Here is a 19,639-nt window from a genome sequence, read left to right as displayed (position 1 = left end):
ATGTCGTGACTCGCGGCTGCGCGCATCCATCCCACGTCACGTATTACTGCACATCAAACTCCACGCGATCGAGCTCGGGCACATTGAGGTCGATGAGCTTGCGGGCTACACGGCGGTCGTGTGCCCCAAGCGCCTCGCTTGTCGTCACATGGGCGACAACCTCGCGCTCGACAAGGCCCTCCTCCTCGTCTTCGGTGGCCGAGGTCTCGACGGCAACGGTGTAATCCTTAAAGCCCGGCAGCACCGCGGCAAGCTCGCGCGTGGTTTCGGTGACGCCGTAACCGTCCTGCACGCCGGCCTGCGCCGAGCCAATAGACCCCGTCGTCATAACGATGCAGGGGATGGCAAAGACTACCGTGCCCACAATGATGCGGCGGCGCACTTTGCGCGACAGCTCGTTGACCTCGGCATTTTCCTCGGCGGTTACAATGCCGTCGCCGTTGAGGTCGCGCTTGAGTGGCACGCGCAAAAGAAGCAGCACGGCTTCGGCCGCCAGCGCGATAAAGACCACGTTGATGCCAAACTCGTAGAGCGCCGAGAGGAAGAGCGACCCGTTTGCGATGGCGATGCCGTAGCCCGCCGCGCACAGGGGCGGCATGAGCGCGGTTGCCACGGCCACGCCCGCGATAAGCGTCGCGGGTTCCTGGTCGCGCGAGTTGCCCAGGCCACCCGCAAAGCCGCCCGCGAGCGCGACGGCAAGGTCCCACACGGTGGGCGTCGAGTTGTCGATGATAGCGGCCGTGGTGGTGCCAAGGGGCGAGAGCTTAAAATACAGCGTGGACGTGACCAGGCAAAAGACCATCTGAAGAGCCAAGCCTGCGACGGCCTCGACGGTAATCTCGCGGTCGAGCGTGGCGATGCCGTATGCCATGGCAAGGACCGAGCCCATGAGCGGGCAGATGAGCATGGCGCCCACGATGGCAATGTCCGAATCGATATCGAGGCCGATGCTCGCGATGAGCATGGCGATGATGAGGATGCATAGGTGGGAGCCAGTCAGACGCGCCCCGTTTACAAAACGCTTGCGGATCACGTGGTAGGGCGCGCGCCCCTCGCGAATGTTGAACGCGCGCTTGAGGAAGCTATGTGCCTGTTCAGCCGCTTCGCTGTGGGCGGGGCGGATGCCATGGCGCCGATGATGGCGCTCGCGCAGCCGCTTGATCTGTTGTTTATCGAGTTCCATGTTCACCTCGTATTGCCGCAGGAACGCGGGTGTGTTCGCAGCATGTACTCTACACCGTGACAGGCGGCGCGGTCATCTTGGTGTGGAACTTGGACGAGTGGGTAAATGAGGACGCGCCAAATGCGGTTGCGGCCGAGGGCTTCGGCAGATACAAAAGCGCGGGATCGGATTGACTCCGACCCCGCGCTCTGTGTTGATGCGTTGTTGTTCGGCCTAGCCCAACAGGCTCAAGCCGACGGAGATGAACGCCAGGATAACGCCGACGATGGACTCGCCGCCCAGCAGACCGCTGGCGACGACCAGGCCCTGCTCCTGGAAAGCGGCGTCCTTGGCAGCCTTCTCCTCGTCCGAAAGACCGGCAGTGGCATCGCGGTGGGCGGACCACTTGTCATAGGCGAGCTTGACGCAGGAGCCCAAGAAGGCCGTGAGCGACATGTAGAACGGCAGGTACACGCCCAGGCCGATCATCATGGCCGGAATGCCGAGCCAGTACATAACGATGCCGGCGATAAAGCCGCCAACGAACCACGGCACGCTCGGGATGCCCGAGACCATGGTGGCGACGACGCTTGCCTGCGCGGCAACGAAGCTCTTGTCGGGGCCAAAGGCATCCGAGCCATAGGCGGTAACGAGCGCGACCATGACGGCGGCGGCGACCAGAGCACCCACGATGCCACCGATGGCCTGGCCGATCCACTGCGCACGCGGGTTGGTGCCCAGCACGGCGCCGGCCTTAAAGTCGTTCATGACATCGCCTGCAAGACCGCACGCCACGGCCACGATGCCGGCGATAAAGAACAGCTTGACCTGTGCGAGCTGCGCGAATGCCGCCACGATGAGCATGACGATGAGACCAAAGATCTCCATGGGGTCAATGCCGGTTTGGCCACAGCTCTGCGCGCTCATGATGGTGGTGACAAAGGTGAACAGCGTGACGATGACGGCCGGAACGGGGCCAAGGTCGAGCACGATGGCGATGATCACGGCGATGGCGGCAGCGCCCAAGCCGATGATACCGGCGTCGAGCTTAAGGGAGCCCGAGATAAGCGACTGCTCGTCGGTGTCGGTGGAGCTGTCGGCGGCGAGGCCGCGGACGATACCGGCGACCTGCGGCAGGATGTCCTTGAGGACGACGGCGACACCAAAGCCCATCATGAGGCCCATACCCAGGGACTTAACAATGCCCTGTGCGGTCATAACGTCAAACAGACCGGCAGTAGTGCCGCCGACAATGATGCCAAAATTGCCCAGCAGGGCGCCGGCAAACCAGAAGGCGACCGGGGCGAAGCCCACGAGGAAGCCGACGGAGAGCAGCATGGGCGAGTTGTAGATGGCAAAGGTCACGCCGGGGATATTGAGCGTGCACAGCATGCTGGGCACCACGCCCAGGGCGTCGCGAAGCACGCTGTAGATGCCTGCGATGGCCATGGAGCCAAAGAGCTGCTTGCCGGTCTTGCCGCCGGCCTCGGTGGCGCGCAGGGTCTGAGCTGCGGCGTTGCCGGTGGGGAACTCCAGCGCGGCGTCCACGATAAAGTGACGATGGATGAGCGCGGTGGCCAGCAGGCCCAGGATAGTGCCGGCGAGTGCCACGATAAACATGTCGAGCCAGCTGATCTGGTCGGCATAGCCCAGCATCCAGGCGCCCGGGATGGTAAACGCCAGACCGCCGGCGACCATGGCGCCTGCGGACATGATGGTGTGGGTGACGTTTGCCTCGTTGAGGCTAGCGTTGCCCATGAGCTTAAGGAAGAACAGCGAGATGACGGCAGCGAAGACGATCGGCCAGGGGAGTGCGCCCATCTTGAGGGCAGTGTAGGCCGAGCTTGCCGTGATGATCACGCAGCCAAGGACGCCGATGACGACTCCGCGCAGCGTGAGTTGCCCGCGCATCGAAGCGCGGTTCGAGGGATTGCTCATATAAAACTCCTTTGCGTATATCCGCTTCCCCGGGAGCGCCGTTACGGATACGGCGCGGGAAGTCGGGTTACCAAGGGCCGCCGCGTGAGCTCGCGCGCGGCCGCGCATCAGTATAACCGCAAGCCAGTCATTTTGGGACGGCTGGTTTAGGTAGGCGATATACTGCTGGACAGACGAAAGGAGCGCCGACGATGCTTAATGGGTGCGCATATATATTGACGGTCGACGTGGGCAACACATTCATTCGCTTTGGCCTGTTTGCCGAGGATTCGGCCGCGGCGCAGGAATGTCCGCTTGCGACATGCGAGATCACGACGCCGACCCGTATTACGGCCGATGAAGCGCGTATGCGTCTCGCTCAAGTCATGGCCGCGCTGGCGGCCGATGCGGGCATGCCGGGCACACTTGTGCCCACGGCTGCCGTGCTGAGCTGCGTGGTGCCGGCGCTCGAGCGCCCGTGGAAGACGGCGCTTTCTCGCACCTGTACGGGGCGCGTGCTCACTGTGGGACCGGGCCTCAAGACCGGCATGCCTGTGCACTACGATGACCCGGCCGAGATCGGTCCCGACCGCATCGCCGACGCCGTGGCGGCCCGTGCCGTCTACGGCTCTCCGTGCATCGTGATCGACCTCGGCACCACGACCAATATCGAGGTCATCGATGCGCGCGGAACCTTTGTCGGCGGCGTTATCGCGCCTGGTCTGGCACTCGGCGCCCGCTCGCTCTCGGCCGCTGCGGCGCGTTTGCCACAGGTCGAGCCCTCGGCGCCAACGCACGTCATCGGTCGCAACACGCGTGAGGCCATGCGCTCGGGCGTGGTTTTGGGCGAGGTGGCCCGCATCGACGGCATGCTTGACATGGTGCTCGCCGAGATGCGTGCGACCAAGGCCGCGGGGGAGGGCGACGTGCCCATCGTCATCACCGGCGACGATGCCGACCCGCTCGCGGCGTTGGTCGGTCACAGCCTGACGGTCGACGACGCGTTGACGCTGCGGGGTCTCGCCGAGCTGTACCGCATCAACCAAAAGCCCCGCCGCGTGTAAATGTGAGGGCGCCGGTGGGACAAACGCCCTACCTTTCACCTGCTACAATGGGTCAAACTATTGCGATTACGGAGGTGTCTGCCATGTCGGACGATCTTCATCAAACTTCGTCAGGCAAGCGCTTGGACGTCATTAGCTGGGACGAGTTCTTTATGAGCGTGGCCATCGCCGCGCAGCGCCGCAGCAAGGACCCCAACACACAGGTGGGTGCGTGCATCGCCAGCACCAACCACCGCATCCTTTCGGTGGGCTACAACGGTACACCCTCGGCGCTCAACGACGACTTTTTCCCGTGGGGTACGAGCGACGACCCGCTGCAGGACAAGCACAACTATGTAGTCCATGCCGAGGCCAACGCCGTGCTCAACTACCGTGGCTCGCTCAAGGACCTCGAGGGTTCCACGGTCTACGTCACACTGTTCCCGTGCCACGACTGCGCCAAGATTTTGGCGCAGGTGGGCGTGGGCGAGGTTGTCTACCTGGACAATAAGTACGCCGACACCGACGACGGCCGCATCAGCCGCCGCATTCTCGACTCCTGCGGCATCAGCTATCGCCAGGTTATCGTCGATGTTCACATCGGCACCGAGGGGCAGGCTCGGCAGTAGCGCGTGGCAACGCCAGCTGGCAACAAAAAGCAGCTAAAATGGCCCCGTCCCAAATTGACTGCTCGTGAAAGTCGTGTCCGCACGCATGGCTGGCGCCTAAGCGGGTACATGGCTGTAGTAACATAGCCCCTGTCCGCGGGCGTGCCCGCGTTATTGTGAGAAAGGAGCCCCTGTGGCTGTTAACGAAGAGCTGCTTAAGAAGGTTCTTGAAGAGATCCGCCCCAACCTGCAGGCCGATGGCGGCGATATGGAGTATGTGGGCGTCGACGATGAGGGCGTTGTCAAGCTGGAGCTGCAGGGCGCCTGCGCCGGCTGCCCCATGAGCTCGCTAACCCTTTCCATGGGTATCGAGCGCATCCTGAAGGAGCATGTGCCCGGCGTTACCCGCGTTGAGCAGGTCAATGCTTCCGGCGATGCCGAGGACCTGTACGACGAGTACGCGCCGTTCTAAGATGCGAAAGCTGCGGACGGCATACTCCGCATAGACGTTGCGCCCAAATTTGCGGCTGCGAGCGCAAGGCCCGCGGCCGCATTTGTATGTAGGGAGCAGGGGGATCGACATGCTCAACGACTTCTACCATATGCTTGATCCCGTCGCGATTTCGGCGGGGCCCATCACGATCTACTGGTACGGTCTGGCCTATGTGGTCGGCGCCCTGCTCACGGCGGTCGTCATGTACCGCACGCAGCGTCGCTGGGGCTTTGACATCACGATTGATGACCTGACGAGCGTCGTGGTCGGCGCGGTCTTTGGCCTCATCATCGGCGCGCGCCTGTTTTACGTCGTATTTTACGGTGATGGTTACTATTGGGCCCACCCGCTCGAGATCTTTGCCACCAACGAGGGCGGCATGAGTTTCCACGGTGGCCTGGTCGGCGGCATCTTGGGCGGCATCATCGTGTGCCGCATGTATAAGCTCGACGCCTGGACCATCGCCGACCTTGCCGTCATCGGCGCGCCGCTGGCGCTGTGCCTGGGACGTTGCGCCAACTTCGTGAACGGTGAGCTGTGGGGTAAGCCGACCGATCTGCCCTGGGGCGTGGTCTTCGGTGGCACCGCGGGCAATATGCCGCGTCACCCCTCCCAGCTCTATGAGGCATTTCTTGAGGGCATCGTGCTCTTTTGCATTCTGCAGGTGCTCAGCCGCAAAAAGCCGCTACTGCCCCAAGGCACGTTTATGGGCGTGTTCGTGATGGGTTACGGCATCGTCCGCTTCCTCGTCGAGTTCGTGCGCGTGCCCGATGCGCAGTTGGGCTATCTGCTGGGTGGCGTTATCACCATGGGTCAGCTGCTGAGTTTGCCGCTCGTGATCGCCGGCCTGGCGCTCATTATCTTCGCCCGACACCGCAATCGCCCCCAGCGCATCTACCTCGACGCCTAACCACCACAAAGGGGACAGGCACCTTTGTGGTGGTTTTGCCGAGTTTGATAGGTTTCTAGAAAGGCTCTTTGGACTGTGAAGGATTCCGACCTCTCCACAACGGCTGCGCGCGATGCCGCTCGCATCGTCTGGTTTAAGCGCTATCCCGCCAAGCAGACGCTCATCGCATTTTTGCTCGCGCTGTTGGCGACCACGGCGTTTTCCATCGATCCCGCGCCGGTGTCGAGCAACGCAGTCTTGGCGATTGACCCCAAAGCCTCGGGCATGCTGTACGTGTGCTACGAGGTGCTCCTCTCGTTTGCCGGCCATACCGACGCGGTCATGCTGCTTGCACTTGCCTGCCTGCTCACGCTGCCGTTTCGCTACGTGTTCTTTGGCCGCGGCGACACCTGGCGCCCATCAATCATTCTGCCGTCGCTGTTTTTCGCCATCTGCATGGTGTTCGGCCGCAGCTACGACTTCACCGATTCAGCCGAGATCGTCCTTGGCGACAAAGCTCGCATCATCTGCGCCTGGATTGGCGGCGCGGGCTGGATGCTCCTGGCGATCGTTGCCTTCTACCTTGCCTTTGAGTGTCTAGATTGGCTGAGCTCTCGGCGCATTCCGTTTTCCGAAGCGCACTTTGGCCGCATATGGCGTGTGGCTCACGCCGTACTCTCGGTCCATCCCTTTGCCGGGCCCTTCCTGGTGCTTATGATCGCCTGGGCGCCCACGCTCATCGCTTCGCTGCCCGGCCTTTTCATGGGAGATACGGGTGCGCAGATTCGCCAGTGGTTCAACTATCCCAACGGCACGAGCGACTACCTGCGCCTACTCAACCCCAACGTGCTGCTCAACGGACATCACCCCGTGGTGCACACGGCCATTATCGGCTCGTGCGTTCAGCTGGGGCTTTCGCTGTTCAACAGCGCTAACGCGGGCCTCATCATCTATACCTGCGCTCAATTTGTCATCACGGCTGCCTGCATGGCCTATTCCATTTCGTCGCTGCGCAAACTGGGCGTGAGCCTGCCGGTCCGCGGCGTGATCTTGCTGTTCTTTGCGTTTATGCCGATGTTCTCTAACTACGCGGCGTTGCTCACCAAAGATGTGCTGTTTGCCGACGCGTTTTTGGTGCTGCTGGTACAGACCGTCAAGCTCGTGGCATGTGGCTTGCCCCGTCGTGATGCCAATGTCGAGCGAGCGGGCGAGAAAGCCCCCGTGCTCTTTGCGCGCCACGACTGGCTGCTGCTCGCTCTGGGCGCCATGGGTTCCACGTTTCTGCGCAACGGCGGCCTGGTGTTTCCCCTGGCGGCATGCGTAATCGCGTCGGCGTTTTGCGCATGGGACGCGCATGTGGCTCGTCGTGCAGCCAAGCAGGCTGGTGCTGCGCCTTCGGGCGCCATCTCGCGCTTCCGCTGGGTGGGAGTTCTTGCGGTGCTTGCACTCTGCCTTGCCTTTAATATGTACTTCACCAAGGTCTTTATGCCGACGCACGACATTACGCCCGGCTCCAAGCGCGAAATCCTCTCGATTCCGTTTCAGCAGACCGCTCGTTTCGTCCAAAAGCACGACGGACTCAACTCGGGCGTCAACCCCACGGTTAAGGAGGACGGCACCATCGTGGAGGCTCCTTGCGACGGCTTGGTGACCGACGAAGAGCGCGCTGTGATCGACCGTGTGCTCAAGTACGAGAATCTGGGCCGCCGCTACAACCCGGATAAGTCGGATGCCGTCAAAAATTGCTTTAACGAATACGCCTCGCAGGAGGACATCAAGGCCTATTTTGAGGTGTGGGCCCAGATGTTCAAAAAGGATCCTGAGTGCTATATCTCGGCGCTCATCAATAACTATTACGGCTACTTTTATCCGAGTGCCCGCGATGCGTGGGTCTACAGCACGGCGCGCAGTGCCGAGATTATGGCGCGCCCCGATAATCTCAAGTACTTCGACTTCCATCCGGTCGATAGCAAGGTTGTGCGCTGGTGCGACCACCTGATCAACCTGTATCGCGTGGCGGTGCAGCGCATCCCGTTTATCTCGCTCACCATGAGCTCGGCCACCTATGTGTGGATCATGATCGTCGTGGTGGTCTACCTGCTGCGTCGTCATTCATGGCGTGCGCTGGCAATCTGGGTGCCGCTGTTGGGCGTGCTCGCTGTGTGCCTGATTGGCCCGTGCAACGGCTCGACCTACATGCGCTACCTGTATCCGGCCATCGCCTGCATGCCCTTCGCCATCGGCGCCACCGTCACCCGCAGCGACTTCCTCTGGTCCTAACTTGGTGCATTGGGGTCAGGTTACTTTGCACCAAAGGGTGGCATCATCACGACGCCTTCATTTTGGGGTTTATCTCGCAGGCCAGTAGGTATATCATAACGACGTTTGTTTATATTGCCCGAGCATCTGCGCTGGGCTTTAGGTCGAAACCGATAGGAGACACGTATGTCCGGACACTCTAAGTGGGCCACAACCAAGCATCGTAAGGGCGCGCAGGACGCCAAGCGTTCCGCCCTTTTCTCCAAGCTCAGCCGCAACATCACCGTTGCTGCCCGTCTCGGCGGTGACCCGCTGCCCGAGAACAACGCCAGCCTCGCCGCTGCCGTTGCCAAGGCCAAGGCTCAGTCCATGCCTAAGGACAAGATCAAGTCCGCTATCGACAAGGCTTTTGGTTCGGGCGCCGATGCTGCCGTCTACGAGAACATCGTGTACGAGGGCTACGGTCCCGCCGGTGTCGCCGTCTACGTCGACTGCCTGACCGACAACCGCAACCGTACTGCCGCTGATGTCCGTTCCGCCTTCTCCCACGCTGGTGGCAACCTGGGCACCTCCGGCTCCGTCGCCTTCCAGTTTGAGCGCAAGGGCCAGATCGTCGTCGCCAAGGAGATCCTGGACGAGAACGCCAAGAAGGAGACCATGATCGCCAACGGTGCTGCCGGTGACGAGGATGAGTTCATGATGGCCATCGCCGAGGCCGGTGGCGAAGACTACGAGGATGCCGGCGAGGAGTGGATCGTCTGGACTACTGCCAACGAGGTCATGGCTGTCTCCAAGGCGCTCGAGGAGCAGGGCGTCCAGGTCAAGGGCTCCGAGACCACCATGGTCCCGACCACCCCGACCGAGGTCTCCGGCGCCGACGCCAAGAAGGTTCAGCGCCTCATCGACCGTCTTGAGGAGCTCGACGACGTCCAGGATGTTTACAGCACCATGGACATGACCGACGAGGTCATCGCTGCCCTCGAGGAGGAGTAGCGCCCGCACGGGTTAAGCCGTGCATATCTGGGCATAATGAAGCGAGCATGCAAGCCTCGTGGAATAGATGAGCCGGATCCGCGTGCGTAGAGCACCGGACCCGGCTCTTTTATAATGATGCGAACCGTTTTGCATTTCGAGAGCCGAGATTTGAAGGGAGCGCCGCGTGCGCGTACTCAAACGAGCCCTAGCGATCGTGTACCTTGCCGCCACCATCGTGGCGCTGGGTACGCTTGTCTGCCAGTTTTGGGGGCCGTATACGTATCGCTTTATGTTGCTGATGCGCGACCCCATGCCGCGCATCGTCGTCACGGCGTGCGCCGGCGTCGTGGCGATCGGCGTGCTGGTAAGCTTCTTCCGCCTGATGTTCGCCCGTCGCGAACCGTCCTGCGTGCATCCGGCGGGGGAGCGCAATATCGAGGTTACCCTTGCGGCGCTTTCTTCGTGCGCCAGGGCCGCTGCCGAGCGCGACGACCGCGTGATGGTCGAGCATGTCGAGGCCCGCGTCCAAGGCTCCGACGATTCGCACGTCCGTTTTAAGGTCGAGGCTATCGCGCTTGACGACCGGGACGTGGCCTCCCTTGCAGCCGCGATGCAGCAACGTATCGAGGAGGCCTGCGACACCATGCTCGGCACGCCGGGCACGACCGCACGCGTCCGTTTTTTGCCGTCCAAGACTACCGTCCAGACCGTGGAGGTTTCCGGTGAGTGATACCAATCAAGATAAGACCGCTCGTACGCCGCGCCTGACGATTGACCAGAGCGCCACGCCGGCGAACGAACCTGTTGATTCCAAAGCAGAGGCAACCGAGTTACAAGACGCGGCAGCCGCGGATTTTGACGAGGCTATGGGTCTCATCAAGGGTACGGGCGCTGCCATCTGGAGCTATGCTGTGCGTCATCCCAACACCACGCTCGGCGCCGTCGCGGGTTTTGTGCTCGCGGTGCTGGTGCTCACGCTCGGCCTGTGGGACACGCTGGTCATCGCATTCTTCGTGCTGATCGGGGCTGTGATCGGCCAGATTCGCGATGGCGAAAACGGGATCGTCAACTTCTTCGGCCGCCTGTTTAGCGGTCGCTAGCATGTATTCGACCGCCGCGTATGCGGTGGGCATAAGGAGGAACCATGGCTTTTAACACGAAGGTCGATGTGACCGATACCGAGCTCGAGGCAGACGAGACCGTCACCGCCGAGGCCGAGGACGTAACGCTCGAGGACGAGGCGCTCGTCGAGGCCGAGCCCGCCGATGATGCGGACGAGGATGACGAGGAAGCGGACGAGTCCGAGGACTCGTTGACCTATTCCAACGGTGTGATCGAGAAGATCGTCGCCATGGCCACCCGCGAGGTGCCGCACGTCTTGGGCATGAAGGGCAACCTCATGCACTTTGTACAGGAGCAGTTTGGTGCCGAGAACCTGACCAAGGGCGTGACGGTCGAGGTCACCGATGACAATCGCGTGGTCGTCAACATTTCCGTCATTATCGAGTATGGCGCCTACGCGCCCGCGATTTTCGACGACGTTAAGGCGCGTGTGACCGAGCGCCTCGCCGCGATGACCGGCCTTGAGGTGGCGGGCATCAACCTACGCATCGAGGATGTCATCACCCCCGAGGAGTACGAACGCCGCACCAACCAGCACGAGTAACCTGCCAAAAAGGGACAGGTTTATTTTGGCAGGTTTTATCTGCGAAAACGTCAAACGGCCGGCCGCGCAGGAACATGCGCGGCCGGCCGTTCTTTGTATGCCCCCGATGCGGGCATACCGCTCGTCTAACTAAGGGTTGCAATTGCCGCGTTCCGCGTTACCCTAATGGGCGCATTGTTTCCAAATTGTTAACGAGGAGTTGCCGTAATGGCTGACGAGCACGAAACAGAAAGCAAGGCATGGGCGATTGAGGCCGCTGCGGCAGAGGCGGCATCGCGTGCTGCCGAGGAGGTGCATCGTCCTCCGGTGGTGCCGATGGAGCGCGTTGTCGATCGCGATGTTATTGAGCAAGGCGAACGCGCCGGCCGCAAGCGCAGCCAGGAACCAGGCTTTCCGCGCTTTTTTGCCGAGCTCAACCTGGGCCTGATCCTCACGGCCTTTGCCATCGTGGCTTTCAAAACGCCCAATCACTTTGCCTTCGGCGGCACCTCGGGTGTGTCGGTCATTCTTTCGACGCTGTTCCCGACTCTGCCCGTCGGCGTCTTTATGTGGATTATCAACGCGGTCCTGGTCATCTTGGGCTTTATCTTTTTGGAGCGTAAGGCAATCCTGTGGAGCGTCTTCGCCTCGTTTGCGCTTTCCGCCTATGTTTCGCTGTTTGAGCTCTTTATCCCGACCGATGTCTCGATGACGGGCGATATGTGGCTCGACCTGTGCTTTGCCGTGATTCTGCCGGCCCTCGGCAGCGCCATCGTCTTCGATATTGGCGCCTCGACGGGTGGCACGGACATTCTGGCCATGATCCTCAAACGCCGCACCACGCTCGAGATTGGCCGCGCGTTGCTGCTGGTCGATATCGGCATCGTAACTATCGCGGCCTTTTTGTATGGCCCGCGCGTCGGCCTGTATTGCGTGCTCGGCCTGTTTGCCAAGACGCTTGTGGTCGACAAGGCCATCGAGAGCATTCACCTTCGTAAGGTCTGCACGATCATTTGCTCCGAACCCCTTAAGGTCGAGGAGTTCATCGTCAAGCATCTCAACCGTACGGCGACCATCAGCCGCGGCTACGGCGCCTTCTCGGGCAAGTGCGTGACGGTGATCATGAGCGTGCTAAGCCGCCGCGAGGCCGTGCAGCTGCGTCGCTACGCGCGCGAGGTCGATCCTGGTGCCTTTATCACGATCGTTGACAGCTCCGAGATCGTCGGCAAGGGCTTCCGCGGAACGAACTAACGCGAGCGCGCTCGTCTAACAATCAAATAACGCCCTGCGCGTTGCAAAAACGTCATCTAGGAGAATTTGTCCTCACACTGGGTGATAATGATGACAAGACATCGTTTGCGATCCAGGTGATTCGCTCAAGATACGAAGGGATGATTTCGATGTTCTGTTCGCAGTGTGGCGCTCCCATGGGCGATAACGACAAGTTCTGTGGCGCGTGTGGTGCTCCTAATGCAGCGGCCGGTGCGGCTCCTCAGGGGCAGCCTCAGCAGGTCATGACGCAGCCGCCCGTGGTCAACGTGCCCAAGGGCTGTGTGGCTCAAGCGTTTGAGGATATGACCAAGATGCCGGGCGTACTACAGCGCGTGTGCCAGATCGCCTTTTTGCCGGCGCTTATCTGCGTCGTGTCGGTGCTCGTGCTGTTCATTCCCGTTATCGGCGGTATCGCGGCTGCTATCGGCTTTTTGGCAGCCTGTGTGGCAAGCGCGTGCGGTTCTGGCTTTGGCATCGAATGGGGCCGCGACCTGTCGCTCAAGGTCGATGACGGCATCGACCGTCCGTTGATGCGCTCCACGTCGTTTGGTCTCGGAGTCTTTTCGGGCGTCATCTCGAGCGTGCTCAAGGTCATTGCTGCCATTCCCGTTATTGGTGTAGTGCTCTCGGTAATTGAGGGCGTTGCGCTCGGCGCCGCAGGTTCGTACTCTTACTACGGCTCCTATGCGCTCGAGGCCGCGCTGTTTGGCTCGCTGGGCCTGCTTGTCCTGGCTCTGATCGCTTCGGCGGTCCTGGGCGTCTTCTTTAAGATGTTCGCCGACATTGCCGTGATGCACTTTGCGGTGACCGGTCGCGTTGAGAGCGCGTTTTCGCTCGATAAGGTCTGGGCGGCCTTTAAGAACAATAAGACTAAGCTGTTCTGCGCTTCGTTTATTCCCGAGTTTTTGACGGGCCTGATCGCCAACGTCATCACATGGATCTTGACGGCCGTCTTTGGCGCCATTGCCTCTGTTGGTATGTATAGCTACTACTACCGCCCCACGGTTATTGAGGCAATCGTTTCCGGCGGCGGCGTCACGCTCGTGCCGTTTCTGGTGCTGATCGCATTCGTCACCGTATTTCTTACGGTCTTTGGCAGCATGCTCAAGCATCGTGCCGTTGGCTACTGGGTGGCGCGTTACGCAAGCGAGTGGGCCGACGAAGACAAGGACGACGTCCTGACGTTTGTGCTGCCGTTTGAGAAGAAGGCCGCTCCTTCGGGCTATAGCGCTCCGGATGCTGCGCCCGCGCCCGAGCCGGCGCCTGCACCAGAGCCGGCGCCCGAGTCCGAGCCCGAGCCAACGCCTGAACCTGAGCCCGAACCCGAACCCGAGTCGAGTTCCGACGAGGACCTGCAGGACGAGTAGCCCTGCCGCCTGCCATTTGGGGACGGGGAGAAATGGTAGAAATAGAGCCTGACAAATGAGCGGGGGCGAACGTTGAGATAGCGTTCGCCCCCGCTTTGACATCGCGATGCGGCTATGACTGCGAGATAGTCGCGAATCGACTACTCGTCGTGCTTCTCCTCGCGGCGAGCGGCGGCGCGAGCTTCGTGGATGCCCTTGATCGCGGCATGGCGGGCGGTGCGAGCATCGTGCATGGCGTCGCGCGCCTCAGCGGCAGTCGCCTTGGCAGAGCGCAGCCTGGCGGCCAAGTCGGGGTTGGTCTCGGCAACCGCGGCGATCGTGGGGCCGTCGAGCTCCTCTTGCGTGGGCTCGGCCAAAAAGTCGATGGCATACTGGGCGGCCACCATGGAACCCTTGGCCAGTACGGTCTCGTCAATCTTGTAAAAGCAGGAATGTTGGGCGTACGTGGCGCCAATCTTGGGGTTGCGCGTACCTACAAAGGCGAGCACACCCGGTACGCGGCGCAGGTACTCCGAAAAATCCTCGCCCGAGAGCGTGCCGCGATAATGGCCTTGGCCGGCGGGGCCGAGACATTTAATTACAGCCTGACGGCAGCGCTCGCTCGAGGCCGCGTCATTTTCGACCTTGTAGTTGGCGATGGTGTAGTCGGTGAGCTCTGCCTCGGCGCCCAAGGCTGCCGCAGTATGCTCCACGATGCGGCGCATAAGCTCCGGCATTTCCTCGTGGGTCGAATCGCCGTAGGTGCGCACCGTGCCGGCGAGGTAGGCCGTGCCGGCAATAACGTTGCGCGCGGTGCCGCCGTGCAGCTCGCCGACGGTGATGACCGCCGGCTCGTAGGGGCTAATCTCGCGCGAAACGATAGTCTGCAAGGCGTTGACAATCTCGGCGGCAACCATAACGGCGTCGTGGCCGCGCTGGGGCATGGCGCCGTGGCATGAGGTGCCGCGTACGTCGATGCGGAACCAGTCGGTGTTGGCCATGCGTGGACCGGGCTCGCAGCTTACGGTGCCGGCATCGACCTCGCTCCAGATATGCGCGGCGTAGGCGCCATCGACGCCGTCGAGCACACCTGTGCCGATCATGAGCTTGGCGCCCTGGCCGTTTTCCTCACTGGGCTGGAAGACGATGCGGATCTCGCCGTGGATGTCGTCGGTCATATGGCGCAGAATCTGCAGCGTGCCGAGCATCATGGCGATGTGGCAGTCGTGGCCGCAGGCGTGCATGCAGCCCTCGTTGACGCTAGCAAACTCCTCGCCGGTCTGCTCGGTAACGGGCAGGGCGTCGATGTCGGCGCGCAGCAGGATGCGGCGGCGCGGCGTGCCGTCCTCGCGGTAGGCATCGGGCGCGGTGCCGCGAAGGGTTGCCACCAGGCCCGTCTTAAGGGGGCGCTCATAGGGGATATTCATGGCATCGAGCTGATTGGCGATGTCAGAAGTCGTGCGCTCCTCGGCGAGGCTCAGCTCCGGGTGCTTATGGAAGTGGCGGCGCTGCTTGATGATGTAGGGCTCAAACTCGGCAGCGATATCTTGGATGGCTGCGGTGATGTCGTCAGCCGCTCGCACCCCGGTCGCTGCCATAATCTGCTGTGCCTTGGTCTTCGTCATGATCGATTTGCTCCTTGCTGGGTTGATCGCAAAATCGTACAGGCTGCCTCCAGTATGCCACCTGCCACTTGGCGTGGCAAAGCAGCCGTTTGCCGCTTGGGGTTTAGTAACAAGAGTGGGGGAGTACACTCGGGGGTGTTGAATTTCCTGCCAGAGATGGGGATGCCCATGCAACATATCGATCGGATAATCCGCTCCAAGAACGTCTTTACCGCACAAGACGGCATCGATGATGCCCGTGAGCTGGCGATTGCCATCGCGGGCGACCGTATCGTCGCGGTCGGCAAGCCCGACGATGTGATCGCCGCGGCTCCCGCCGTCACGCCGGTTATCGATTACGGCGAGCAGTTTGTTTGCCCCGGTTTCCACGATGCGCACTTGCACTTCTTCCATACCTCGGTTGGCGCCTCGCCGTACATGCTCATGGATATGGGCACGTCCGAGGCAGCACTGGTACAGCACGCGCTCGAGTTTTCCCAGGACCTGCCCGATGACGCTTGGGTTGTGACGCAGGGCTGGCGCGACTACCGTTGGGACCCGACCGAGCATCCTACCAAGGCGTCGCTCGATGCGGCATTCCCCGATCGCCCCTGCGTTATGTATTCGGGCGACGGGCACACGCTGTGGCTCAACAGCCGCGCGCTCGAGGCGCTCGGCGTCTCACGCGACAGCGAGCCGCCAGCGGGCGGCAACTACGACAAGGACGCAAACGGCGAACTCACGGGCATTGCGCACGAGGCGGCTGCCATGCAGCTGCTGCCGCGCTGCCTGGAGTGGCTGGGCGAGGACCGCATCGCGAGCGCTTACGCCGACCAAATGAAGCGTATGGCAGAGCAAGGCATCACCTCAATCTGCGATATGTCGCTCATGCCCATGCCGGGCTGCGATTTTATCCGCGACGACGTCTACGACAAACTGCAGGCAGCCGGCAAGCTGGGCATCCGAGCCCATCTGTTCCCCACGCTGCTGGATGACCAGTCGCGCTTGGAAGAGCTGCAGACCCGCTACGCGAACAACGCGCTGCTCTCGGCGCCGGGTTTTAAGCAGTTTTTCGACGGCGTGTCGAGCGAACACACGGCCTATCTCACCGAGCCCTATACCAACCCGCGCTTCCCAGGCGACCAGGGCCGTCTGACGGTTCCTGCCGAGCGTATGCGCAAGCTGGTCCTCGCTGCCGCGGAGCGCGGTCACACCGTGCGCATCCACGTCATCGGCGACGGTGCCATCCATGCCGCGCTCGATATCTTTGAGGAGGCCGCGGAACTGTACGGCCTGCCCCAGCACGGTCATAACACGCTCGAGCATCTGGAGAATTTGCTGCCTCAGGACATCGATCGCCTGCGCAAGCTCAACATCATTGCCTCGAGCCAACCCTGCCACATCACGCTCGACCCAGGTGGTCCGGAGCGCGACCTGGGCCTGGAACGCAGCCGCATCATGTGGCCGTTCGCGACCTATAAGCAGCGCGGTATTCGCCAAGCCTTCGGTACCGACAGCCCTATCACGCCCGTTACCAGCATGAACGTGCTCTACACGGCTATCACGCGCCAGGACCCCAAAAGCCACTGGCCCGAGGGTGGCTGGCTGCCGAGCGAGCGCATCGATGCGGCCACGGCTCTGCGCAACTACACCCTGGGCAGCGCCTATGCAGCGGGCGACGAGCAAAACCTCGGCAGCTTGGAGCCCGGCAAGTATGCCGACCTAGTAGTCCTGGACCAAAACCCGCTTACCATCGACCCCCAAGAACTCCAAGCCACCAAGGTTCAGGCCACCTACCTGGCAGGCAACCTGATCTACGAGCACTAACCCCATCCGCATCGCCATTTTGCTGCACTGACTTTTCTGAACGCCGGGCCCGGATAAGTTACCCCAGCTCCCGGGGCGGACCGGAGGGCATGAAGTTTGTCGCGAGTTCCGCACGCAAAGGAAAGCACTTAATGTGCTTTCCGTCTTGCGCAGGACTGTAGAGCAGCAAACTTCATGCCCTCCGGTCCGCCCCGGGAGCCACTGCTAAGTTATCCCCCGGCATTCAGAAAATCTAAGTGCCAAAAAATAAGATTTTTTGACTCCGTGTTGTATAACCCGCCATTCGTGGGTACCATTCAACGCGTACGCAAACAAAAAGGGTTAATTCGCGTGGCATAACCGCGCGGCCCAAAAAGGAGGAGACAAGCATGTCGTCTTTGAAGCCGCTTGCAGATCGTGTTCTGGTCAAGCCCGACGAGGCCGAGCAGAAGACCGCTTCTGGTCTGTATATCGCCAGCAACGCTCAGGAGAAGCCGCAGCGCGGCACCATCGTTGCCGTTGGCGCCGGCAAGGTCAACGACAAGGGTGAGCGCATCCCCATGGACGTCAAGGTCGGTGACGTTGTCATCTACGGCAAGTTCGGTGGCAACGAGGTCAAGGTCGACGGCGAGAAGTATCTGCTGATGCGCGCCGACGACATCTACGCCGTCGTCGAGGCCTAGTCTCGTCAGAATCTCTGATTCGTCTTTGAACGCGCCCGCCGCATAGGACTCGGAAGCGGCGACGCGAGTCGCATTTCTTTTGGAGGATTACCTACCATGGCAAAGAACATTACGTTTAACACCGATGCCCGCGCTAAGCTTGCCAAGGGCGTCAACACTCTGGCCGACGCCGTTACCGTCACCATGGGCCCCAAGGGTCGCTATGTTGCGCTGCAGCGCACGTTCGGTGCCCCGACCATCACCAACGACGGCGTTTCCGTCGCCAAGGAGATCGAGCTCGAGGACAACATCGAGAACATGGGTGCTCAGCTGGTGAAGGAGGTCGCCACCAAGACCAACGACACCGTGGGTGACGGTACCACCACCGCAACCCTGCTCGCCCAGGCCATCGTCAACGACGGTCTGCGCAACGTCGCCGCCGGCGCCAACCCGCTGGCCATCCGTCGCGGCATCGACAAGGCCGTCAACGCCGCCGTCGCCGAGATGAAGAAGCAGGCCAAGCCGGTCGAGACCAAGGAGCAGATTGCTTCCGTCGGTACCATCTCTGCCGGTGACCCCGAGGTCGGCGAGAAGATCGCCGAGGCCATGGAGGTCGTGGGCAAGGACGGCGTCATCACCGTCGAGGATTCCCAGACGTTCGACATCACCATCGACACCGTCGAGGGCATGCAGTTCGACAAGGGCTACGTCTCCGCTTACTTCGTCACGGACAACGACCGCATGGAGGCCGTGATGAAGGATCCGTTCATCCTCATCACCGACCAGAAGATCTCCAGCGTTCAGGACATCATGCCCGTTCTCGAGGCTGTCCAGCGCGCTGGCCGCGGCCTGCTCATCATCGCTGAGGACATCGACGGCGAGGCTCTGCCTACCCTGGTCCTCAACAAGATCCGTGGCGCCCTCAACGTCTGCGCCGTCAAGGCCCCGGGCTACGGCGATCGCCGCAAGCGCATCCTCGAGGACATCGCCGTCCTCACCGGTGGCCAGGCCGCTCTGGACGAGCTGGGCGTGAAGGTCGCTGATATCACCGCCGATATGCTCGGTACCGCTAAGTCCGTCACCATCTCCAAGGACAACACCGTCATCGTCGGCGGCGCTGGCTCCAAGGAGGCCATCGACGCCCGTATCGCTCAGATCAAGGGTGAGATGGAGAACACCACCTCTGACTTCGACCGCGAGAAGCTCCAGGAGCGCCTGGCCAAGCTCTCCGGTGGCGTTGCCGTCATCAAGGTCGGCGCTGCTACCGAGTCCGAGCTCAAGGAGATCAAGCATCGCGTCGAGGACGCCCTGCAGGCTACCCGCGCTGCTGTCGAGGAGGGCATTGTCGCCGGTGGCGGCGTCGCCTTCATGGACGCTGCTCCTGCGCTCGATGCTGTCGAGATCGACGACCCTGAGGAGAAGATCGGCGTCGACATCGTCAAGAAGGCTCTGACCGCTCCGGTCGCCACCATCGCCAAGAACGCTGGCTTTGAGGGCGCTGTCGTGGTCGACAAGGTTGCCGAGCTGCCCGCTGGCCAGGGTCTAAATTCTGCCAACGGCGAGTGGGGCGACATGATCGAGATGGGCGTCCTCGACCCCGTCAAGGTCAGCCGCGTCACCCTGCAGAACGCTGCTTCTGTCGCCAGCCTGATCCTCATCACCGAGGCCACCGTCTCCGATGTGCCCAAGAACACTCAGCTTGAGGACGCTATCGCTGCTGCTACCGCTGGTCAGCAGGGCGGCGGTATGTACTAAGGCCGACAAGGTCTAGAACTCCCACCGGGAATCCGCAGGGCGTGACGGGGCTTCTCTCCGGAACGTCCTCGGACATGCAAAGAGGCTCCGCATCGCGCTTCGCGCTGCGGAGCCTCTTTGCGTCCTGCGGAATGTTCCGGAGAGAAGCCCCGTCACGCCCTGCGGATTCCCTGCGTTTACGGCCTTGAGGTCGGCGGGCGGGG

Annotated in this window: 17 protein-coding genes; 14 read left to right on the top strand and 3 right to left on the bottom strand. The window is 61.7% G+C overall.

Annotated features, from left to right (window positions below):
* Nucleotides 1-43 precede the first annotated feature (43 nt).
* Both DWZ22_RS00185 and DWZ22_RS00180 read right to left on the bottom strand, forming a co-directional pair.
* Entirely contained in the window at nucleotides 44-1,183 is a 1,140-nt protein-coding gene (locus tag DWZ22_RS00185; RefSeq protein ID WP_118405148.1) for a DUF389 domain-containing protein, read from the bottom strand.
* A 213-nt stretch (nucleotides 1,184-1,396) separates the two neighbouring features.
* Nucleotides 1,397-3,100 carry an OPT/YSL family transporter gene (locus DWZ22_RS00180; RefSeq protein ID WP_118405147.1) on the bottom strand — a complete coding sequence of 568 codons (1,704 nt, stop codon included), beginning with the start codon at nucleotides 3,098-3,100 and terminating at the stop codon, nucleotides 1,397-1,399.
* Nucleotides 3,101-3,291: 191 nt separating this feature from the next.
* On the opposite strand from DWZ22_RS00180, the gene DWZ22_RS00175 reads away from it, so the two are divergent.
* The 11 genes from DWZ22_RS00175 (at nucleotide 3,292) to DWZ22_RS00125 (ending at nucleotide 13,630) form a co-directional block, all read left to right on the top strand.
* Nucleotides 3,292-4,143, top strand: coding sequence for a type III pantothenate kinase (locus DWZ22_RS00175; protein WP_118405146.1), 852 nt, complete (start codon nucleotides 3,292-3,294; stop codon nucleotides 4,141-4,143).
* Nucleotides 4,144-4,226: 83 nt separating this feature from the next.
* Nucleotides 4,227-4,751: a dCMP deaminase family protein gene (locus DWZ22_RS00170; RefSeq protein WP_117763487.1), complete on the top strand. Its 525-nt coding sequence runs from the start codon at nucleotides 4,227-4,229 to the stop codon at nucleotides 4,749-4,751.
* Nucleotides 4,752-4,923: 172 nt separating this feature from the next.
* On the top strand, nucleotides 4,924-5,202 hold the full coding sequence (locus DWZ22_RS00165; protein ID WP_118405145.1) for a NifU family protein: 279 nt from the start codon (nucleotides 4,924-4,926) through the stop codon (nucleotides 5,200-5,202).
* 109 nt (nucleotides 5,203-5,311) lie between these two features.
* Nucleotides 5,312-6,133: a prolipoprotein diacylglyceryl transferase gene (gene lgt, locus DWZ22_RS00160; RefSeq protein WP_118405144.1), complete on the top strand. Its 822-nt coding sequence runs from the start codon at nucleotides 5,312-5,314 to the stop codon at nucleotides 6,131-6,133.
* Nucleotides 6,134-6,208: 75 nt separating this feature from the next.
* Nucleotides 6,209-8,392 carry a DUF6020 family protein gene (locus tag DWZ22_RS00155; RefSeq protein ID WP_233546410.1) on the top strand — a complete coding sequence of 728 codons (2,184 nt, stop codon included), beginning with the start codon at nucleotides 6,209-6,211 and terminating at the stop codon, nucleotides 8,390-8,392.
* 165 nt (nucleotides 8,393-8,557) lie between these two features.
* Nucleotides 8,558-9,364: a YebC/PmpR family DNA-binding transcriptional regulator gene (locus DWZ22_RS00150; RefSeq protein WP_006234926.1), complete on the top strand. Its 807-nt coding sequence runs from the start codon at nucleotides 8,558-8,560 to the stop codon at nucleotides 9,362-9,364.
* A gap of 166 nt (nucleotides 9,365-9,530) precedes the next feature.
* Nucleotides 9,531-10,076: a hypothetical protein gene (locus DWZ22_RS00145; protein ID WP_147347821.1), complete on the top strand. Its 546-nt coding sequence runs from the start codon at nucleotides 9,531-9,533 to the stop codon at nucleotides 10,074-10,076.
* Nucleotides 10,069-10,446, top strand: coding sequence for a DUF2273 domain-containing protein (locus tag DWZ22_RS10355; RefSeq protein ID WP_233546409.1), 378 nt, complete (start codon nucleotides 10,069-10,071; stop codon nucleotides 10,444-10,446). The genes DWZ22_RS00145 and DWZ22_RS10355 overlap by 8 nt, the downstream gene beginning before the upstream one ends.
* A 44-nt stretch (nucleotides 10,447-10,490) precedes the next feature.
* Nucleotides 10,491-11,012 carry an Asp23/Gls24 family envelope stress response protein gene (locus tag DWZ22_RS00135; protein ID WP_118405143.1) on the top strand — a complete coding sequence of 174 codons (522 nt, stop codon included), beginning with the start codon at nucleotides 10,491-10,493 and terminating at the stop codon, nucleotides 11,010-11,012.
* A 207-nt stretch (nucleotides 11,013-11,219) separates the two neighbouring features.
* Nucleotides 11,220-12,242, top strand: coding sequence for a YitT family protein (locus DWZ22_RS00130; RefSeq protein WP_117734269.1), 1,023 nt, complete (start codon nucleotides 11,220-11,222; stop codon nucleotides 12,240-12,242).
* A gap of 149 nt (nucleotides 12,243-12,391) precedes the next feature.
* Complete coding sequence (locus DWZ22_RS00125) at nucleotides 12,392-13,630, top strand: zinc-ribbon domain-containing protein (RefSeq protein ID WP_158550184.1); 1,239 nt, start codon at nucleotides 12,392-12,394, stop codon at nucleotides 13,628-13,630.
* A 140-nt stretch (nucleotides 13,631-13,770) separates the two neighbouring features.
* On the opposite strand, the gene DWZ22_RS00120 is transcribed toward DWZ22_RS00125, so the two are convergent.
* A complete protein-coding gene (locus DWZ22_RS00120) occupies nucleotides 13,771-15,234 on the bottom strand; it encodes a M20 family metallopeptidase (protein WP_117734271.1) in 1,464 nt (487 codons plus the stop codon).
* Between the two features lie 168 nt (nucleotides 15,235-15,402).
* On the opposite strand from DWZ22_RS00120, the gene DWZ22_RS00115 reads away from it, so the two are divergent.
* The 3 genes from DWZ22_RS00115 to groL all read left to right on the top strand — a co-directional run bounded on the left by DWZ22_RS00115 (nucleotide 15,403) and on the right by groL (nucleotide 19,436).
* Entirely contained in the window at nucleotides 15,403-17,040 is a 1,638-nt protein-coding gene (locus tag DWZ22_RS00115; protein ID WP_233546408.1) for an amidohydrolase, read from the top strand.
* 368 nt (nucleotides 17,041-17,408) lie between these two features.
* A complete protein-coding gene (gene groES, locus DWZ22_RS00110) occupies nucleotides 17,409-17,702 on the top strand; it encodes a co-chaperone GroES (protein WP_022094351.1) in 294 nt (97 codons plus the stop codon).
* 96 nt (nucleotides 17,703-17,798) lie between these two features.
* Entirely contained in the window at nucleotides 17,799-19,436 is a 1,638-nt protein-coding gene (gene groL / locus DWZ22_RS00105) for a chaperonin GroEL (protein ID WP_117743821.1), read from the top strand.
* The last annotated feature ends 203 nt before the right edge of the window (nucleotides 19,437-19,639 follow it).

The sequence above is a fragment of the Collinsella sp. AF31-11 genome, assembly GCF_003475605.1.
Classification (GTDB): Bacteria; Actinomycetota; Coriobacteriia; order Coriobacteriales; family Coriobacteriaceae; genus Collinsella.
The sequence above is the reverse complement of the archived record's forward strand: the minus strand, read 5'-3'. Positions and strand labels throughout refer to the sequence as shown.

Bases quoted from the DNA above. Each gene is read 5' to 3' on its own strand.
- DWZ22_RS00185 (WP_118405148.1), bottom strand. From the start codon at position 1,183: ATGGAACTCGATAAACAACAGATCAAGCGGCTGCGCGAGCGCCATCAT.
- DWZ22_RS00180 (WP_118405147.1), bottom strand. From the start codon at position 3,100: ATGAGCAATCCCTCGAACCGCGCTTCGATGCGCGGGCAACTCACGCTG.
- DWZ22_RS00175 (WP_118405146.1), top strand. From the start codon at position 3,292: ATGCTTAATGGGTGCGCATATATATTGACGGTCGACGTGGGCAACACA.
- DWZ22_RS00170 (WP_117763487.1), top strand. From the start codon at position 4,227: ATGTCGGACGATCTTCATCAAACTTCGTCAGGCAAGCGCTTGGACGTC.
- lgt (WP_118405144.1), top strand. From the start codon at position 5,312: ATGCTCAACGACTTCTACCATATGCTTGATCCCGTCGCGATTTCGGCG.
- DWZ22_RS00150 (WP_006234926.1), top strand. From the start codon at position 8,558: ATGTCCGGACACTCTAAGTGGGCCACAACCAAGCATCGTAAGGGCGCG.
- DWZ22_RS00135 (WP_118405143.1), top strand. From the start codon at position 10,491: ATGGCTTTTAACACGAAGGTCGATGTGACCGATACCGAGCTCGAGGCA.
- DWZ22_RS00130 (WP_117734269.1), top strand. From the start codon at position 11,220: ATGGCTGACGAGCACGAAACAGAAAGCAAGGCATGGGCGATTGAGGCC.
- DWZ22_RS00125 (WP_158550184.1), top strand. From the start codon at position 12,392: ATGTTCTGTTCGCAGTGTGGCGCTCCCATGGGCGATAACGACAAGTTC.
- DWZ22_RS00120 (WP_117734271.1), bottom strand. From the start codon at position 15,234: ATGACGAAGACCAAGGCACAGCAGATTATGGCAGCGACCGGGGTGCGA.
- DWZ22_RS00115 (WP_233546408.1), top strand. From the start codon at position 15,403: ATGCAACATATCGATCGGATAATCCGCTCCAAGAACGTCTTTACCGCA.
- groES (WP_022094351.1), top strand. From the start codon at position 17,409: ATGTCGTCTTTGAAGCCGCTTGCAGATCGTGTTCTGGTCAAGCCCGAC.
- groL (WP_117743821.1), top strand. From the start codon at position 17,799: ATGGCAAAGAACATTACGTTTAACACCGATGCCCGCGCTAAGCTTGCC.